This window comes from Marinobacter iranensis (genome assembly GCF_029207565.1).
Taxonomy (GTDB): Bacteria; Pseudomonadota; Gammaproteobacteria; order Pseudomonadales; family Oleiphilaceae; genus Marinobacter; species Marinobacter iranensis.
In genome coordinates, this window is sequence record NZ_JANCMW010000004.1 from 207395 (window position 1) to 225042 (window position 17648).

Below are 17648 nucleotides of genomic sequence, written 5' to 3' on the forward strand. Positions count from 1 at the left end.
CAGTCTCCGTTATTCGTTACCGTTCTTCAGAACAGATATCGGACGAGGTTGGATGACTTCCGTCTTGATTACTATCGTTATTATGTAATGTTTTTAATATTCAGTTGCGCAAGTATTGTTGATAATACCTCTTTTATCAATCAATCAGCCGCAGTCCTTGCACCATTTTTTCATAAATGGTGGGGAACATATTGTTACACAACGATGATCCGGCTATCCCGATCAGCCAGAGTCTAGCCCACCAGCACGGAAACATGTACAAAAACGCTTCTGAAAATAACAGGGGCGGAGGCGTATTTCAGCCTCCGCCCCTGACCGGTTCTCTGAAACCGGACACAGTTGGCATAATCTTGCCCACTGCGGGCAGCTTATTGCTCCTGAAGAATACGTAACATCCTGCGAAGCGGCTCGGCAGCACCCCACAGCAACTGGTCACCCACGGTAAACGCCGAGATATACTCCGGGCCCATCGCAAGCTTGCGGATGCGGCCGATGGGTACGCTCAGGGTCCCGGTCACTTTCGCCGGCGTGAGTTCCCGGAGAGTGGCTTCCCGCTCGTTGGGAACCACCTTCACCCAGTCGTTGGCTTTCGCCAGGATGGACTCGATCTCGGAAACCGGGATGTCCTTCTTCAGCTTGATGGTCAAGGCCTGGCTATGGGAACGCATGGCGCCGATGCGAACGCAGATACCATCAATGGGAATCGGATTGCTGCTGCGACCGAGAATCTTGTTGGTCTCAACGCCCGCTTTCCACTCTTCCTTGCTCATGCCGTTATCAAGCTGCTTGTCGATAAACGGAATCAGGCTGCCGGCCAGCGGCACTTCAAAGTGCTCGGTGGGGAAGCTTCCGGAGCGCATGGTTTCGGTCACCTTGCGATCAATCTCAAGGATGGCCGAAGACGGGTCCGCCAACTCGTCACTGACGCTGTCTTTCAGTTCACCCATCTGGTTCAGCAACTCGCGCATATTCTGCGCACCGGAACCGGACGCTGCCTGATAGGTCATGGGCGATACCCATTCGATCAGATCCTGCTCAAGCAGGCCACCAAGAGCCAGCATCATCAGGCTGACGGTACAGTTGCCGCCAACGTAGTCTTTCACACCCTTTGCCAGCGCATCGTCAATCACGTTGCGGTTGACCGGGTCGAGAACGATCACGGAATGATCGACCATTCGCAGTGTGGATGCGGCGTCAATCCAGTAACCCTGCCATCCGGCGTCACGGAGTTTCTGGTAAACCGCACCGGTGTAATCGCCACCCTGGCAGGTAACCACGACATCCAGGGTTTTCAGGGTGTCGATATCGAAGGCATCCTGCAGCGGAGGCACGCCCTCTTTACCCACATCCGGTGCCGGTTTGCCAGCCTGGGAGGTGGTAAAGAAGATGGGTTCGATATCTGCAAAATCGTTTTCTTCACGCATGCGCTGCATGAGGACGGAGCCCACCATACCGCGCCAGCCAATAAGTCCAACTCGCTTCATGTGCGACCTTTGAACCTCGTTTTATGCCCGCCCTCTACCTGTATCGCTGGCAGGGACAGGATGGATGATCCCGCGGCAACCGCATCGCGTTGCCGTCGGGTCTCAAATTTGCCGGCCTCAGAGCGCCGCCAGAACCGCATCGCCCATTTCACGGGTCGATACCTTCCGGCCATCCGCAGACATGATGTCCGCGGTGCGCAGCCCCTGGTCCAGCACTTTGCTGACCGCCGCCTCAATCGCCCCGGCCGCTTTTTCCTCGCCCAGGCTGTAACGCAGCATCATCGCTCCACTGAGGATGGTGGCCAGCGGATTGGCTATGCCCTTGCCCGCTATATCGGGCGCGGAACCATGACAGGGCTCGTACATGCCCTGCTTCTCTGAGTTCAGGGAAGCAGACGGTAGCATACCAATGGAGCCTGTCAGCATAGCCGCTTCGTCGGAAAGAATATCACCAAACATGTTGCCAGTCACAATCACGTCGAACTGCTTGGGGGCTCGAACCAGTTGCATGGCGGCGTTATCAACGTACATGTGGGAGAGCTCGACATCCGGGTATTCCCGGCGCAGGTCTTCCATGATTTCACGCCAGAGAACAGTGACTTCCAGTACATTAGCCTTGTCCACGGAGCATAACTTCTTGCCCCGCTGCTGAGCCGCCTCGAAGGCAACCCGACCAATACGACGAATTTCCGATTCGGTATAGGCGTAGGTGTTGTAACCCTGGCGCTCACCGCTCTCCAGTTCACGCACACCGCGAGGCTGGCCGAAATAGATGCCGCCGGTCAGCTCACGGACAATCATGATGTCCAGGCCTGATACCACTTCCGGCTTCAGGGAAGACGCGGATGCGAGCTGGGGGTACAGGATTGCCGGGCGCAGATTGGCAAACAGCTGAAGGTTTGAGCGCAAGCCCAGCAGCCCCTTTTCCGGACGGCTGGCCATGGGGCGCTTATCCCACTGGGGGCCGCCCACGGCACCGAGCAGAATCGCGTCCGCCTTGCGGGCCATGTCCAGGGTTTCGTCTGGTAGCGGCGAGTCTGTTTCCTCAATGGCCGCACCGCCTACCAGGGCGGATTGGAAATGCAGGCCAAGGCTGAACTTTTCGTTGATTTTGTGCAAAACCTTTTCGGCTTCGGCAACAATCTCGGGGCCGATGCCGTCGCCGGGGAGCATCAGGATAGATCGGGACATAGTGATTCCTTTGTATTTTAATGCCTTGTCGGATTACGGCTTCGCCTAATCCGACCTACATGGGTGAGCATATGAGTTGACCTTGAACCGTAGGTCGGATTAGGCGAAGCCGTAATCCGACAAACCAAATCAACCACCCGCACCAAACAACCACGGCGCCGTTTCCCGCCGGGACGCTTCATAGGCCTTGATTACCTCCGCATCCTCAAGCGTCACCCCGATATCGTCGAGGCCGTTCAACAAGCAATGCCGGCGGAAATCATCCACCTCAAAGGTGAACGACTCGCCAGACGGCGTGGTGACCGTTTTCGCTTCCAGGTCGATGGCCAGTTGATAGCCTTCTTCCGCTTCGGTTTCCCGGAAAAGCCGGTCAACAATTTCCTCATTGAGAACAATGGGTAACAGGCCATTCTTAAAGCAATTGTTGTAGAAGATATCGGCAAAACTCGGCGCAATGATAACGTGGAAGCCAAAATCCTCCAGCGCCCAGGGGGCATGCTCACGGCTGGAACCACAACCAAAGTTACGGCGCGCCAACAGGACGCTGGCATTCTTATAGCGATCCTGGTTGAGCATGAAGTCCGGGTTGATCGGGCGCTTCGAGCAGTCCTGGTCCGGCCTGCCCTCGTCCAGGTAACGCAGCTCATCGAACAGGTTGGGCCCAAAGCCGGTGCGCTTGATGGACTTCAGAAACTGCTTGGGAATAATCATGTCCGTATCCACATTGGACCGGTCCATGGGGGCAACAATGCCCTTGTGTTGCTTTAACGCTCGCATGGTGTCTCTCCTGTGGATCAGTTCATCATCTCGCGGACATCAACGAAGTGGCCGTTGATTGCCGCCGCTGCCGCCATCGCCGGGCTGACCAGATGGGTGCGCCCACCAAAGCCCTGGCGGCCCTCGAAGTTGCGGTTGGAGGTGGACGCACAATGCTCTCCCTGCCCCAGCTTGTCGGCGTTCATGGCCAGGCACATGGAACAACCCGGATCACGCCACTCGAGGCCGGCTTCAATAAAGATCTTGTCCAGCCCTTCCTGCTCGGCCTGAACCTTCACCAACCCGGAGCCCGGCACAACCATGGCCTGCTTGAGCGTTGGTGAAACCTTGTGCCCCTTCACAACCGCTGCGGCCTCACGAAGGTCTTCAATCCGACCGTTGGTGCAGGACCCGATAAACACCCTGTCGAGCTTGATATCGGTAATCGGCATTTTCGGCGTAAGCCCCATGTACTTAAGGGCACGAACGATGCCTTCCCGCTTGATCGGATCTGCTTCCGCATCCGGGTCCGGCACATGGCCGCCCACGCCGGCAACCATTTCCGGAGACGTACCCCAGCTTACCTGCGGCATGACTTCGGAACCTTCCAGCTCCACAACCTTGTCGAACACCGCCTCGTCATCGCTGTGCAACGTTTTCCAGTATTCAATCGCCTTGTCCCGCATGTCACCCTTGGGCGCAAACGGGCGGTCCTTCACGTAATCAATGGTGGTCTGGTCCACCGCCACCATACCCACCCGGGCACCGGCCTCGATAGACATGTTGCAGATGGTCATGCGGGCTTCCATGGAGAGATCCCGGATAGCCTCCCCCCCAAACTCAATGGCATAGCCGGTGCCGCCTGCAGTACCAATCTTGCCGATGACGGCAAGCACCACGTCCTTCCCGGTGATCCCCGCTCCAAGTTTACCGTTTACTTTCACCAGCATGTTCTTCATTTTCTGCTGAACCAGGCACTGGGTTGCCAGCACGTGCTCCACTTCGGAAGTGCCTATGCCATGGGCCAGACACCCGAACGCTCCGTGGGTCGAGGTGTGGGAGTCACCGCACACGATGCTCATGCCGGGGAGTGTCGCTCCCTGCTCTGGCCCAATCACGTGCACGATACCCTGGCGCTGGTCCATCATCTTGAACTCAAGAATCCCGAACTCGTCGCAGTTCTTGTCCAGGGTTTCCACCTGAATCCGCGATACCGGATCGACAATGCCTTCGACACCACGGGCGCGGTCGGTGGTCGGTACGTTGTGGTCCGGCGTGGCGAGGTTGGCGTCCAGCCGCCAGGGCTTTCGCCCGGCCAGGCGCAGGCCTTCGAAGGCCTGCGGCGAGGTGACTTCGTGCAGTAAGTGCCGGTCGATGTAGATCAATGCGGAGCCGTCATCCCGCTGTTTAACGAGATGGTCGTCCCACAATTTGTCGTATAAGGTCTTGCCCGCCATGTTCTCTCTCACTTTCTGGGGGTTTCTGTTTTTACCGCTATGGCTCTATTTTAACGCTTACTACTGAATAACCTCAATTCATGTTTTTTATGTTGTGCATTCCGGTTTGGCATATTAGGCTTTGATTTGGTGGAGCCCGCTTTAAAGCCGGGCCTAATTGTTGGGGGCGTGTCGCATGGTGGTAAGGGCCTCTCAAAACACGCCCGTAAATACGTCCCTGTAGGGCTCGGTCGCGCCATCCTTGGCGCTCCACGGTTTTGGGAGGCCCTTACCCCCATGCTTCTCGGGCCATTGCAATATCGTAGGTCGGATAGAGCGCAGCGAAATCCGACATTGTGGGTTTTTGCCGCGAAAATTGTCGGATTACGCCTTCGGCTAATCCGACCTACGTTGTTTGAAGGCAACTCCCAGGTTCGAGGGCTATGCCGGGAAGACACTTCCAAAAACGTGGAGCGCCAGGGATGGCGCGACCGAGCCCTACATGGACGTATTCACGGGCGTTTTTTGGAAGTGTCTTCCCGGCATAGGCCCTTCACCATCAGCAGCAGTCAAAGAGACCAGAACCATGGATGCAAACTCCCTAAAAGCATTCCTGACCATAGTGGACCAGGAGTCATTCTCCGAGGCCGCGGAATTGCTGCACCTGACGCAGCCTGCAATCAGCAAACGGCTGGCCGCACTGGAAAATCAGCTGGGCACAAAGCTGATCGACCGGAGTAACCGACAGGTCAGGCTAACGGATGCGGGGGCGCGGTTAATGCCCCATGCGCGGCGGATTCTGGATGAGGTGCACAATGCCCGACAGGCGCTGTCGGACCGGGAAGGTGCGGTTTCCGGCCAACTGTCAGTGATCGCCAGCCACCACATCGGGCTGCACCACCTGCCAGCGTGGTTGCGACGGCTGAACCGGGACTATCCGGAGGTCGCGCTGGAGTTGCAGTTCATGGATTCCGAAAGCGCCTTCGGACAGATGCGCAAACGCACGGCTGAATTGGCATTTGTGACTCTGAGTGAAAGCATGGACCAGGCATTCGAAGTGCATGTGCGATGGGAGGATGCCATGGCCTTTGTGGTGTCGCCGGAGCATCCGTTGGTCTCATTGCACAAGCCGGGCCTGGAGGACCTGTCTCGCTATGACGCCCTGCTTCCGGAGGCCGGCACGGCCACTTACCGCTCCATCAGTCGCCTGTTTCTCGATGCCGGGCTGCCGCTGAAAATCCAGATGCCAACCAACTACCTGGAAACCATCAAGATGATGGCCAGTGTAGGACTGGGCTGGAGTGTGTTGCCGGTGAGCATGGTGGACGACTCCCTGACGGTGCTGCCCGTGCCCCACTCCGTCAGCCGTATCCTCGGCGGCGTCGGCCTGAAAGGCCGGTCGCTGAGCCCCCAGGCCCGGGCGTTGCTGGACATTGCATCAGAGCTGCAATAACGCCGGTCACTGCTCCGGCGGCGGCCTCAGCCCCCGCCAGGTGATAACAATGGCGATGGCCATGGCAATCGCGCCACCCCAGAACGCAGCCGAGGTGCTGAAACCCTCCACCAGAAATCCCGACATCCAGGCCCCGATCGCCCCACCCGCACCAAACGTCAGGCCGCTATACAGCGCCTGCCCCTGACCATGATGATGCTGGCCAAAGAAGCCCTGGATGTACTGAACCGAAATGGCGTGAAGTGCGCCGTACGAGGCCGCGTGCAATAATTGCGCGAATATCAGCACCGCCACCACATCCGTTACTTCGGCAATCAGCACCCAGCGAATCATCGTCAGGGTTAGCGCCGCAATCGCAATCTGCCGCACCGTAAAACTCCGGGTCAGCCGGTGCATCACCAGGAACAACCCGATTTCCGCAAGCACCCCCAGCGACCACAACAACCCGATCGCCAGTTTGCCGTAACCATGCTGTTCCAGATGAATACTGAAAAACGTGTAGTAAGCTCCGTGGGACACCTGCAGCAGGAAGTTCATAAGGAAAAACGTCACCACCGCCGGGTGCGTCACAATCGCCTTCAGACTGCCCTTGGGAGCGGGAGGCTTACGCTCACCTCGCTCCGACGGCACCAGAAACGCCGACACCGCAATCCCCGCAAACACCGGCAACAACAACCACGGCAAGAGATTAATCGGGACCAGTTCCAGAATCCCGCCCACCAGCGCCACGGCACCGATAAAACCCACGGATCCCCAGAGCCGCACCTTGCCGTACTTCTCCCGCTGCGTGCCCAGTGACCGCAGGGTAATCACCTCGTACAGCGGCAGGATCGCATTCCAGAAAAACGTGAACGCCAGCATCACCAGCAACAGCCCGTAAAACCCGGGCTCCATGAACACACCGGCGAAGAACAGCGAACCGACAATCGCTCCAAACCGAACCAATCGAACCCGATGCCCGGTCCGATCCCCCAGCCAGCCCCACACATTGGGCGCAACGATCTTCGTCAACTGGATGGTCGCCATCAGCGTGGCGATCTCAAGGTAAGAGAAACCCCGGCCTTCCAGATACAACGACCAGTACGGGAGCAGGCCGCCGAGGAGAGCGAAGAACCAGAAGTAGAGGTTGGATAGGCGCCAGTAGATAACAAAACCTCTTTCGAGATATCACAAAAGCTTGGCGGCTTCGGCGGGAAACAGGGTTCAAAAACGTGGAGCGCCATGGATGGCGCGACCGAGCCCTACAGGGACGTATTCACGGGCGTTTTTTGAACCCTGTTTCCCGCCGAAGCCGCTTCGCAAATTGAGACAGCCTAAAAAATGTCGGATTACGGCTTTGCCTAATCCGACCTACGAGGTGAGCGGCTGACGTCAGAGCTGGCCGAGGACCGGTGTCGAGACAGAGACATCCCCGTTCTGGCCGCGATGGCGCAGGTAATGATCCATCAGCACGATGGCCATCATCGCCTCCGCAATCGGCGTGGCTCGAATACCGACACAGGGATCATGGCGTCCTGTTGTGATCACCTCTACCGGATTGCCATGGACATCAATACTCCGCCCCGGCAACCGCAAACTCGACGTCGGCTTCAGCGCAATACTGGCCAGAATCGGCTGGCCCGAGGAAATACCACCCAGAACACCGCCGGCGTGATTGGACAGGAACCCCTCGGGTGTCATCTCATCCCGGTGCTCCGTGCCCTTCTGATCAATACAGCCAAAACCGGCACCAATCTCCACGCCTTTCACCGCATTAATGCTCATCAACGCGTGCGCCAGGTCCGCATCCAGCCGGTCAAAAATGGGCTCACCCAATCCGGGAGGCACGCCTTCGGCAACCACATTGATCCGGGCACCAATGGAATTCCCCTCCTTACGCAGGGCATCCATATAGGCTTCCATTTCCGGCACCTTGTCAACGTCCGGACAGAAAAACGGATTCTGGTCGACCTGCTCCCAATCCAGCTTCTCGATCTTGATTGGACCAAGCTGGGACAGGTAGCCGCGGATTCTGATACCCAGGCGTTGTTCCAGAAACTTCCGCGCAACCGCACCGGCGGCTACCCGCATGGCGGTTTCCCGGGCCGAGGAACGGCCGCCGCCACGATAGTCCCGAACACCGTACTTATGCATGTAGGTATAATCAGCATGAGCGGGCCGGAACTGCTCGGAGATCTTCGTATAATCCTTCGAGCGCTGGTCCGTATTCTCAATCACCAGGCCAATCGGCGTACCGGTGGTTTTGCCTTCGAAGACACCGGAGAGAATCTTGACCTCGTCCGCTTCCCGGCGCTGGGTCGTGTGCCTTGAGGTGCCCGGCTTACGGCGGTCCAGGTCACGCTGCATGTCCTCCACGGACAGTTCCAGCCCAGGAGGGCAACCGTCAATAATGCACCCGAGTGCAGCGCCGTGGCTTTCACCAAAGCTGGTCACTGTAAACAATTTTCCGAAGCTGTTTCCCGACATGATTCAGTATCTTATCCAGGGTTCTTAATTTAGGTCTTCAGCAGTTAACAGGAACACACCGTCACCACCGTTTTCAAATTCCAGCCAGGTAAAGGGCAGATCGGGATAGGCTTCCTGAAGCGCCACCCAGCTATTGCCCACCTCAACAATCAACAGGCCGCCCGGGTTCAGGTAATCAGCCGCCCTGGCGAGGATACTATGAGCAATATCCAGTCCATCGCCACCGGCGGCCAGTCCCAGTTCCGGCTCATGACTGTACTCCGCCGGCATGTCCGCAATATCCTCTGCATCCACGTAGGGCGGATTGCTGAGGATGACATCGTATCGGCCTTCAATGCCATCAAATACATCCGAGCGGACGGTTCTCACACGATCACCCACTTCATGATAATCGATGTTTACCGCCGCCACTTCCAGCGCTTCAGGCGAGATGTCCGAAAGATCCACCTCGGCTTCGTCGAATACCGTTGCGGCGGCTATGCCAATGCAACCACTGCCAGTGCACAGATCCAGAATTCTTCCAACGGGCTTGTCTCCGAGCCAGGGTTGCAGACCACTCTGGATAAGCTCGCCCAGTGGCGAACGCGGCACCAGCACCCTTTCGTCCACATGAAACGGAAGCCCCATGAACCAGGCCTCGCCCAGCAGGTAGGCCAACGGTACCCTCTCCTCAATACGGCGATGCATACGATCAAGGATCAACGACCGCTCTTCCCGGGTCAGCCGGGCATCAAGAAACAGGGTATTGTTTTCCAGAGGCAGATGGAGGCTGCGCATCACCAGTTGAACTGACTCATCCCACACATTATCCGTGCCATGGCCGAAATAAAGGGGTGAGTCGGCAAAGCGGGAGGATACGTATCTCAGGTAGTCCCTGACGGTATGCAGGTCATCAATCGGGCTGCTCACAAAGCTTCTTCCTGTCCGGGCATGTTCAAGGCGCAGAATTATACGCTCTTTCCGGCACAGGCTGCAGCCCGCCGGCGCAATTCGGGTGAACAGCGTCAGATCGCGAGCGGCCCGGAACTGTTCAGGTTCTTCTCGTAACGGTCCAGCGCAGCGGCCATGCGTTCCCGCCCCAACTGAATCAGCTCCGGCGCTTTGTGGTAGTCGTAGCTTCGGCCAGCGTTCTTGGGAATGTTCACCAGCAAGTCCGGCGGATAGCCGGCAATCTTGTACTGCACCAGGGCGCTCTGCATGGTTTCAATGGTCAGGTTCATGACATCGAATTTGCCGATACCCAGTTTGTCCCAGTCAATGGTCTCGTGGTCGTCCTGGTTTTTCTTCGGTTCGGGCTTTACCGCAGGGGTTTTCTTGTTGTTCTCGTTCTTCGCCACTGCCTTGCTGATTTTTTCCTCTGGCGAATCCGACGAGTCTGACTCTTTCCGGGCACTAAACGTCTTCAGTGCGTCCCAGTCAAACCATCGCGAGGCCTTCTCCCGGATCTTGTCGACCCACTCCTCGATGTCGCCACCCTCATCGTGGGGGCTCTCAAACGCGGCATCCGGCAGGCGGCGACCCCGGTCATCCTCACCGCTGAGATTTACCGCAACAATCATGTCGGCATGGGACGAAATGGTTGGAATAATAGGCAAGGGATTCAACAACGCACCATCGACCAGCACACGCCCGTTAAGCACCAATGGGGTTACAACGCTGGGGATGGCCACGGAGGCGCGGATGGCCTGGTCCAGGGGGCCCTCCTGGAACCAGATTTCCTTGTGGGCGAGAAGGTCGGTGGCCACTGCGGTATAGGCAATGGGCAAATCCTCAATCCTGGTATCACCAATCATTTCCCGGACCACGGAGAAGATCTTCTCGCCGCGAATGGCGCCAACCGAACTGAAGGTCACGTCCAGCAGCTTCAGCACATCAAACTGGCCAAGCCCGGTCACCCAGTCCTTGTAATCCTTCATTTTGCCTGCGGCGAACACACCTCCGATCAGCGCACCCATGGAACAGCCGGAGATGGCAACGATGTCATAGCCCCGCTCCACCAGTATCTCGATGGCACCGATATGGGCATAGCCCCGGGCGCCGCCACTGCCAAGGGTCAGCGCGACGGTTTTACCTTTCCCAGGTAGCGTCGGCCGGGGATCGCCGTCTTCAGAAGCCGATTGTGCGGAGGATATACCGGTACTCGTCACGATCTGAGAAAGATCATCCTCGGGCTTCTGGTCTTCGTCCTGAGATTTATCGTCTGGCGGCCTGTTCATCCCGATCACCTCGTAATCACCATCACTTCAACCCGGTCACCTTGCCGGTCGGGGTTGGGTATCACAACAGCTGGACCCACCGTAATAATAGTCTGCCGGCTCCCGGAAACACCGGTCTTGGCCAGAACCTGTGACAGGGATTCCGCCGCCGCTTCCGCCCGCTGCATGGATTCTTCGAAGGTTTCATCCTCCTTCAGCTCTGAATAGGCGGTGAGTATTACCTGAGCACTCTCATCCTCCGCCCAATCGTTGATAATTCGACGGTCCGCACTACTCCATTCAAAATTGTAGGTAATCCCCCCCTGCCAGGGCACTATAACCGGCCCCTTGACTCGGGCACTCTCGTTGCCCATGCCCGGGATCTCGGTGCCCTGAGGAGCCACCAGGTGCTCGACCCAGACAAACTGGCGCTGATTGGCACGGGTCACTGTGTACACGAGTGTCAGCCATGGCTGGCCGTTCTCGTCCACCGATCCGGCCACCAGGTAGTCCTGGTTGTTGTCCCGGCCGTAAAGGCTGGACTGATCGAAAATCTGGTTGGCCCACACATTGCTCCGCCCGCAGCTACGACCGGAACACTCGAACAGAATCTGGGCGCCCCGTGCCTGCAGCTCCCTCAAGTAGTGATCACGGGCCTCCTCACGATTGGCTCCGCCACGGACTTCGTACAACTGCCCCACCCCCTTGACCGGGAGACGGGCCATGGCCGCCGAGCGAATTTCGTTATTAACCTCGCGGACCGGACTGAAGAGCACCAGATGCCCCGGCGACTGGATGGTAACCTCCTGCTCCAGATGAGAATCCGGAAAAGGTTCCGGCGGCGGCATTTGTGCCGACACCGTGGCCGAACCGCCCACAAAAAAGACGGCGACCAACATCACTAACTGCGACAAGCGCTTATTCTGCATCGTCTAAAAAGCCTCTGACTGCATCGACAACCGGCCCGATATCTCCGTCCAGATGGCAATGGTGGCCACCCGGTACGGTTACCAGATCAAGGTCCGCAATGGCGTTCGTTCGGGAATTCAGCTCAGGACGGCTCGCAAGCAGCCCCTTCTCCGCGCGCAAAAAGCGCGTGGGGGTAGTCACTTTTTTCAGACAGGCCGCTACCTGCGCTTCGTCCATCATGATCATGGAAGGGTGACGTAAGCGCGGATCCGCCCGCCACATAAACCCTTCCCCGGACTGTTTCATGCTACGTGCCACCAGCATCCTTGCCGCATCCGGAGACAGAGGAATCATTCCTCCCTCCCGTGCCTTGGCCGCCGCCCCGATATCAGGGTATACGACCGGCTTTCCGGAACCTGCCATTCGTTTGGTGATCGCCTTGCGCATCTGCCCGATCACTTCCTCGGGTTTGCGGCTGATTGGGCCGAGACTGTCGATCATCACCAGCCTGCGCACCCGTTCCGGAAATGCCGCCGCGTAGAGAACGCTGACGATTCCGCCGAGTGAATGGCCAACAAGATCAACCTGGCCACGCGGTGCACCCCTGAAATGAGTCTCGACCAGTTCCGCCAGGTCGGAGACGTAATCCATCAACAGATAGCCCTGCCCCGGGGGGCGATGCCCGGAATGGCCATGCCCGGCCAGGTCGAGGGAGTATATATCGCGCGCGCCTTCAAATGCCGGCGCCAGCCTGGCGAACGACAGGGCATTGTCCAGCCAGCCATGAACCATGAGTACCGGGCAGGATCTGGTGACGGTTGCGGCGGGCCAGTGCAGGCCCGCGAGGTCAATGTGTTTGAGAGGCCAGTTTATTTCCTGACACGATGTTGTTGTATCAGAAGGAGTTTCCAGGAGTGTGTCATTCATTGAAACGGTTACATGGTATGGGTGGGTCGGTCCGAGCTCAGTGAACCCGCCAGATAGGACTCGATTTTGGTGCGCGCGGTTTCGTCTTCACCATCGAACTGTACGCCAATACCTGCAGCACGGTTGCCCTGGGCACCCTTCGGGGTAATCCAGATGACCTTGCCCGCCACCGGAATTTTCTCCGGTTCGTCCATCAGGTTGAGTAGCAGGAACACTTCATCGCCGAGTTGATACTGTTTTTGCGTGGGAATAAACAGCCCGCCCTGACGAATGTACGGCATATAGGCCGCGTAGAGTACCGCCTTGTCCTTGATGGTCAGTGTGAGAATGCCACTGCGTGCGCCAAAACCAGGCCCCATAGTAAACACCTATCTCTTATTTGTGATGGCCGGAGTAATAAACTCCTGATATTCCGCAATCATAGCAGTAGTTGTTAAAAACTGCCCTATCCTGCCGAGCCAACGGAAGCGTGAATCATCCCGCAGTGGCCCGACGTACCGGCATCAGCTTTTGCCAGGCAATCAGCAACCGGCCGGCCTCAAGCTCGGGGTTGACGTTGTAAACCCCGGCTGACCTGGATTCATGGATCGCATCCAGAATCTCATGGGCCCGCCAGGGGGGATTGTTACTGGCCAGGAACATCAGCATTTCTGCCGCGTCCGCGTCCCTCGGCTGGCCGCCAGCGCCTATACGTGCCAGGTCTCCAGCCCACCCTTCAAAGAGCCACAGCGCGCTTTCCAGCCCCATGGTCTTGAACGGTTTGGCGGCTTCCGCAACAGACAGCTGCCCCTTCATGAAGCGGCGGAAGTTATCCAGGGCCTCGTCACGAAGCCCCATGAAATCGCCGGTGGCGTATTCCAGCGCAAGCCTTGGCGCATTGGCAGCCATCGCGAGCGCCTTGGCGCATTGTTCCGGGGTTGGCTGACTGTCGCCTTTCATCTCCTTCACCGCTGCCGTCAGCCAGCGAGCGGCCTGTTCCTCATTCGGTGTGGCGATCAGCAGGCTCTGGCAGCGGGAGCGGATGGTGGGCAGCACCGGCCTGCCACTCTCCTGAAGCAGCAACAGCACCACATCCTCCGCCGGCTCTTCCAGAGTTTTCAGCAGAGCGTTGGCGGAGTTGATATTGAGCTGGTCCGCCCGATCAATAATGGCGATCTTGCGGGACGCTACCTGGGGCGACCCCACCGCAAAGGCAGACAAGGAACGTATCTGGTCAATCTTTATCATTTTGGACTTTTCCGGCGTGTAGAGCCGGATATCGGGATGAGTGCCAGCAGAGACCAGTTCGCACTGTTTACAGGTGCCACAGGGCGCCCCGCCGTTCATGTCCGGCCGCTCACAGACCAGCAGCCCGGCCAGTGCGTTGGCAAACAAGCGCTTGCCGACGCCGGTTTCACCAGTCACCAACAGGGCGTGGGGCATCCGGTTGCCGGCCATGCGCTGCAGGAGCCGGTTCCAGGCATCCTGAAGCCATGCCATTGTTGCTATGGATGCGTTCACGCAATTACCCCTTCGATGGACTGGTTGAAGGCCGGTCAGCCTGTCGTTTCATGGTGGCCAGCAGACGTTTCATTTTGTTCAGTTCACCCTGGCTGCCAGCATCGGGTTCCCGGCCATAGTAATGTTTGTTGACCATGCGAGCAAAAGCCGTTGCCGTACCGGCAACCGCGGGCTTTGCAGCGGACAGCCTGGCGGCCAGCTGCGAGGGTGTCTCTCCGTAGCGCACCGGCACGCCTGAACGATCACACAATCGGTGCCAACGACTCACCACACGGCCATACGGGTCCCGGCTTTCCACACGGCGATATTGCCAGGCAGTAATCAAACCAGCCAGTAGCAGTGCCACTCCGACGATGCCGGCTGTGATATACCCGAGCTCACGCATTCCTATACCGCCCGGCAAACGGGACATCAGGTCCATCTGGGACTGGCCCTGATACCCAACGACCCAGCGCTGCCAATGATAGTTCATGCGGTCCAGTTGCAGCGACGCCCACTGGAGCACCGCCATGTCGCCATAACGCTGGGGCGAGGTCCAGTCATTTTCCAGGAACGAGCCTTCTTCCGCGACCGCCTCCCGCAATCCGAACTCGATGCGCTGCGGGGCAATCGCGGCGGTCGGGTCCACCCGCGCCCAGCCCTCACCGGGCAGCCAGGCTTCCACCCAGGCATGGGCATCATACTGGCGAACAATCAGGTACTCACCATCGGCCCCGGGCTCGCCGCCCTGGTACCCGACAACAATCCGGGCTGGAATACCCGCAGCCCGCAGCACAAAGGTTGTGGCCCCGGCGTAATGGGCGCAAAACCCCCGTTTCACGTCGAACAGCAGGGTATCGATACCATTGTCCGGCATGGCCGGTGGTCGTAACGTGTAGAAGTACTCCTGCTCGCGGAACCGGCTCAGCAACTGCTGGACAATGGCCCGTGGGTCATCGTACCGCGCCGAAAGCTCCTCGCCATAGCTCCTCGCTCGGGGATTTCCGCTCGATGGCAACTGGAGGTAGCGGCGGGTACTTTCCGGCCCGGCCGCCAGGGTTCCGGACGTTCCATCGTTCAACAACTCCATCCGGTACCTCACCGCAGTGTCGGCCGGGCGGTCAAACCTGAAAAGCCCTTCGTCGGTCCGTTTGACGTTGTCGGACACCGCAGCGGAATCTTCCAGGGCAAAGGCCCACGTCTGGTCCGTGGGCTCCATCAGTACGTCGTACTGGTCCGTCTCCAGCTCGCCCACGCCACCGTCCACCGCCACCCGGCCAGGCCGGCGGAACGGCTGCCCGAAGCCCTGCTGCCAGGTGTCGCCGACTAACCGGTCGAGGATCAGCCCTCGCCAATATCGGTCGCGATAGGCCGGAATTTCGCCGCCAAAGGTCACCCGGAACGCTCTTTCACTGCTCTGGGCAAGGCTGGAAATATCTCCCGGCGTCATGGTGTCGCTGATGCCGGTGCGGGCCTCACCGGAGACAAGCGGCACGCTCCACAACGGCGCCATACGAGGGAAAAACACGAACAACAGCACGACAATGGGCAGGGTCTTTACCAGCATCATCCCCAGGCGCCGCCAGCCGGATTTCATGGCGCCGGGTATGTCCGGCGCGTTCACCACCTGGAGCCCCACCAACAACAAGGCTACGCCGACGAGGTTGATCACACTCCAGTGAATCTCCTGATGGAACAGGAAATTGACCGTGGCCAGATACACCAAAATAAAGAAAAGCACATAGAAATCCCGCACAGAGCGGGTCTCGAGCCATTTCAACCCCACCGCCAGCACAAAGAACGAGGCGGCTGTTTCAACGGTAAAGCGCCCCTGCACCGTGGCTATATAGACAGCAACCAGCACCAGCATGATTCCGGTGCGCATCCACCTGCCCGGCAACCTGACACGCCCGGACTGGGCCAGCCAGCGCCAGCCGGCAAGCACGGCACAACTGGCCATCAGCCAGATCGGTAACCGGTCCCATTGGGGCACCAGTAACAGCGCAAAGCTTGCAATCAGCCAGATCAATGCCCGGCCAGACACCAGTTCGGCTGGCTGCGTTGATACGGCAGCGCGAGAACGGTTTAAAAGCCGGCGAATCATGCCTGGCCCTCCCCGACAAAAGAGGCAGAGCCAGCCGCTTTTCCGTTTTCATTGGCGCGGGTGCCATGGGGCAACGGCCCTCCTTCCCGGGGCTGCTCCAGGCCAAAAATAGCCAAGGCCTTCAGGCACCGGTTGGCATGGGCGGCGCCGGTATCCGGCCCAATCACCTGCCCCGGCAGATTCAGCCCGAAACGGCTGTTGGTCCTGGCCCGCTCCATAACCTGATGAGCCAGGTAAGCCAACCGCAGTTCCCGGTCCACACCCTTGAAGGCATCGAAATCCAGCCAATGGGGGCTGCCCTGCTCGCCTTCCCAGTCAGTGATCATCATTTCCCCGGTGCGGGCGTAGCGCTTCCACTGCACGCGCTGGCTGAGATCCCCCTCCCGCCAGGGCCGGATATCCGCATGGTCATTACCATCCACCGACCGGGCCTGGGACTGCTCCTCCCCGTCCTCAACGGTGCTGATCACATCCGGTGCCGCTATCGGGTTCGGATAGACAATGCCGGAAGTGACCGGGCGCAACCACGACCAGGCTTTGAACAAGCCAAATGGAAACCGGGTTTCAACCAGGATACGTTCCGGCTGCAGGTAACCGCGCTGGTAGGACGGTATCGCGAGAGTCACATCCTCCTGCTGGCCAGACGCAATGTGCTGTTGGTTAAGCTGGCTGTCGTCGCAGGCCAGAGAAATCGCCAGGGAATCATGGCGGGGTGAAACGGCCCGCAGTCGGAAGGGAATCATATCCCCCGCGAAGCCCTCCCCGGCCTGGATCACGGTTAACTCAAGGCCGGAAAGATTTCGATGGGTCTGGTGCATGGCCGCCACAACCACCGCACCCAGCAGGAAGGTCAGCAGGTAAATCAGGCTGTTCTGATAGTTAATGCCGGTAATCAGCATGATCAGCAGCAGGCCACCAAACACCACACCTGCGCCTGTGGGCAGGATAAAGATATTGCGCTGCCCGAACACCCGCTGGTCAGCCCGCGGAATCCGCTGGTTAACCCAGCGCTGCCAGCGTGAACGAAATGCCTTCAACATAAATGCCCTGTTACTAACCTGGATGGACCATGCCCTTCATATAAACATGTTTGTCCGGTTTTACAGAAGAATACTGACCATAGTCGAATTCTGATCACAAACACCGCAGAATCGCCTTGAAATCCACACCCATGAGCAGAATACTGCTTAATAAGGAGCATACTGACCGCAGTAGATATTCAGCAGCGCCTCAATTTCGCGTTTGGAT

15 protein-coding genes are annotated in these 17648 nt (G+C 58.4%); 1 reads left to right on the plus strand and 14 read right to left on the minus strand.

The window, feature by feature from the left end; translation table 11 throughout:
- Positions 1–368: 368 nt before the first annotated feature.
- The 4 genes from asd to leuC all read right to left on the minus strand — a co-directional run bounded on the left by asd (position 369) and on the right by leuC (position 4888).
- Entirely contained in the window at positions 369–1484 is a 1116-nt protein-coding gene (gene asd, locus NLU14_RS09140) for an aspartate-semialdehyde dehydrogenase (protein WP_275705922.1), read from the minus strand.
- A 117-nt stretch (positions 1485–1601) separates the two neighbouring features.
- Positions 1602–2675: a 3-isopropylmalate dehydrogenase gene (leuB, locus tag NLU14_RS09145; RefSeq protein WP_275705923.1), complete on the minus strand. Its 1074-nt coding sequence runs from the start codon at positions 2673–2675 to the stop codon at positions 1602–1604.
- Positions 2676–2804: 129 nt separating this feature from the next.
- Positions 2805–3452: a 3-isopropylmalate dehydratase small subunit gene (gene leuD / locus NLU14_RS09150; RefSeq protein ID WP_275705924.1), complete on the minus strand. Its 648-nt coding sequence runs from the start codon at positions 3450–3452 to the stop codon at positions 2805–2807.
- A 17-nt stretch (positions 3453–3469) separates the two neighbouring features.
- A complete protein-coding gene (leuC, locus tag NLU14_RS09155; protein ID WP_275705925.1) occupies positions 3470–4888 on the minus strand; it encodes a 3-isopropylmalate dehydratase large subunit in 1419 nt (472 codons plus the stop codon).
- A 565-nt stretch (positions 4889–5453) separates the two neighbouring features.
- Between leuC and NLU14_RS09160 the strand changes: the two genes are divergently transcribed.
- Positions 5454–6320, plus strand: coding sequence for a LysR family transcriptional regulator (locus tag NLU14_RS09160; protein ID WP_275705926.1), 867 nt, complete (start codon positions 5454–5456; stop codon positions 6318–6320).
- 6 nt (positions 6321–6326) lie between these two features.
- Here NLU14_RS09160 and NLU14_RS09165 read toward each other — a convergent pair whose 3' ends face one another.
- The 10 genes from NLU14_RS09165 to NLU14_RS09210 form a co-directional block, all read right to left on the minus strand.
- Positions 6327–7466, minus strand: a complete 1140-nt coding sequence (locus NLU14_RS09165; protein WP_275706001.1) for an MFS transporter — start codon at positions 7464–7466, stop codon at positions 6327–6329.
- A gap of 225 nt (positions 7467–7691) precedes the next feature.
- Positions 7692–8786 (minus strand): chorismate synthase, encoded by a 1095-nt coding sequence (gene aroC, locus NLU14_RS09170; protein ID WP_275705927.1) that lies wholly within the window; start codon positions 8784–8786, stop codon positions 7692–7694.
- Positions 8787–8810: 24 nt separating this feature from the next.
- A complete protein-coding gene (prmB, locus tag NLU14_RS09175) occupies positions 8811–9695 on the minus strand; it encodes a 50S ribosomal protein L3 N(5)-glutamine methyltransferase (protein WP_275705928.1) in 885 nt (294 codons plus the stop codon).
- Between the two features lie 95 nt (positions 9696–9790).
- Entirely contained in the window at positions 9791–11002 is a 1212-nt protein-coding gene (locus NLU14_RS09180) for a patatin-like phospholipase family protein (protein ID WP_275705929.1), read from the minus strand.
- Between the two features lie 5 nt (positions 11003–11007).
- Positions 11008–11880, minus strand: coding sequence for a DUF4892 domain-containing protein (locus NLU14_RS09185; protein WP_275705930.1), 873 nt, complete (start codon positions 11878–11880; stop codon positions 11008–11010).
- A gap of 19 nt (positions 11881–11899) precedes the next feature.
- Positions 11900–12817 carry an alpha/beta fold hydrolase gene (locus NLU14_RS09190; protein ID WP_275705931.1) on the minus strand — a complete coding sequence of 306 codons (918 nt, stop codon included), beginning with the start codon at positions 12815–12817 and terminating at the stop codon, positions 11900–11902.
- 8 nt (positions 12818–12825) lie between these two features.
- Positions 12826–13176 carry a PilZ domain-containing protein gene (locus tag NLU14_RS09195; protein ID WP_007152597.1) on the minus strand — a complete coding sequence of 117 codons (351 nt, stop codon included), beginning with the start codon at positions 13174–13176 and terminating at the stop codon, positions 12826–12828.
- Positions 13177–13291: 115 nt separating this feature from the next.
- Positions 13292–14296 carry a DNA polymerase III subunit delta' gene (holB, locus tag NLU14_RS09200; RefSeq protein WP_275706002.1) on the minus strand — a complete coding sequence of 335 codons (1005 nt, stop codon included), beginning with the start codon at positions 14294–14296 and terminating at the stop codon, positions 13292–13294.
- Positions 14297–14321: 25 nt separating this feature from the next.
- On the minus strand, positions 14322–16400 hold the full coding sequence (locus NLU14_RS09205) for a transglutaminase TgpA family protein (RefSeq protein ID WP_275705932.1): 2079 nt from the start codon (positions 16398–16400) through the stop codon (positions 14322–14324).
- Complete coding sequence (locus NLU14_RS09210) at positions 16397–17440, minus strand: DUF58 domain-containing protein (RefSeq protein WP_275705933.1); 1044 nt, start codon at positions 17438–17440, stop codon at positions 16397–16399. Before NLU14_RS09210 ends, NLU14_RS09205 begins: the two co-directional genes overlap by 4 nt.
- Positions 17441–17648: the final 208 nt, after the last annotated feature.

Excerpts from the sequence above, each read along its gene's own strand:
- NLU14_RS09205 (WP_275705932.1), bottom strand. The coding sequence starts at position 16,400 with ATGATTCGCCGGCTTTTAAACCGTTCTCGCGCTGCCGTATCAACGCAG.
- NLU14_RS09210 (WP_275705933.1), bottom strand. The coding sequence starts at position 17,440 with ATGTTGAAGGCATTTCGTTCACGCTGGCAGCGCTGGGTTAACCAGCGG.
- NLU14_RS09195 (WP_007152597.1), bottom strand. The coding sequence starts at position 13,176 with ATGGGGCCTGGTTTTGGCGCACGCAGTGGCATTCTCACACTGACCATC.
- leuC (WP_275705925.1), bottom strand. The coding sequence starts at position 4,888 with ATGGCGGGCAAGACCTTATACGACAAATTGTGGGACGACCATCTCGTT.
- NLU14_RS09185 (WP_275705930.1), bottom strand. The coding sequence starts at position 11,880 with ATGTTGGTCGCCGTCTTTTTTGTGGGCGGTTCGGCCACGGTGTCGGCA.
- holB (WP_275706002.1), bottom strand. The coding sequence starts at position 14,296 with ATGGCATGGCTTCAGGATGCCTGGAACCGGCTCCTGCAGCGCATGGCC.
- asd (WP_275705922.1), bottom strand. The coding sequence starts at position 1,484 with ATGAAGCGAGTTGGACTTATTGGCTGGCGCGGTATGGTGGGCTCCGTC.
- NLU14_RS09190 (WP_275705931.1), bottom strand. The coding sequence starts at position 12,817 with ATGAATGACACACTCCTGGAAACTCCTTCTGATACAACAACATCGTGT.
- leuD (WP_275705924.1), bottom strand. The coding sequence starts at position 3,452 with ATGCGAGCGTTAAAGCAACACAAGGGCATTGTTGCCCCCATGGACCGG.
- NLU14_RS09160 (WP_275705926.1), top strand. The coding sequence starts at position 5,454 with ATGGATGCAAACTCCCTAAAAGCATTCCTGACCATAGTGGACCAGGAG.
- leuB (WP_275705923.1), bottom strand. The coding sequence starts at position 2,675 with ATGTCCCGATCTATCCTGATGCTCCCCGGCGACGGCATCGGCCCCGAG.
- aroC (WP_275705927.1), bottom strand. The coding sequence starts at position 8,786 with ATGTCGGGAAACAGCTTCGGAAAATTGTTTACAGTGACCAGCTTTGGT.
- NLU14_RS09180 (WP_275705929.1), bottom strand. The coding sequence starts at position 11,002 with ATGAACAGGCCGCCAGACGATAAATCTCAGGACGAAGACCAGAAGCCC.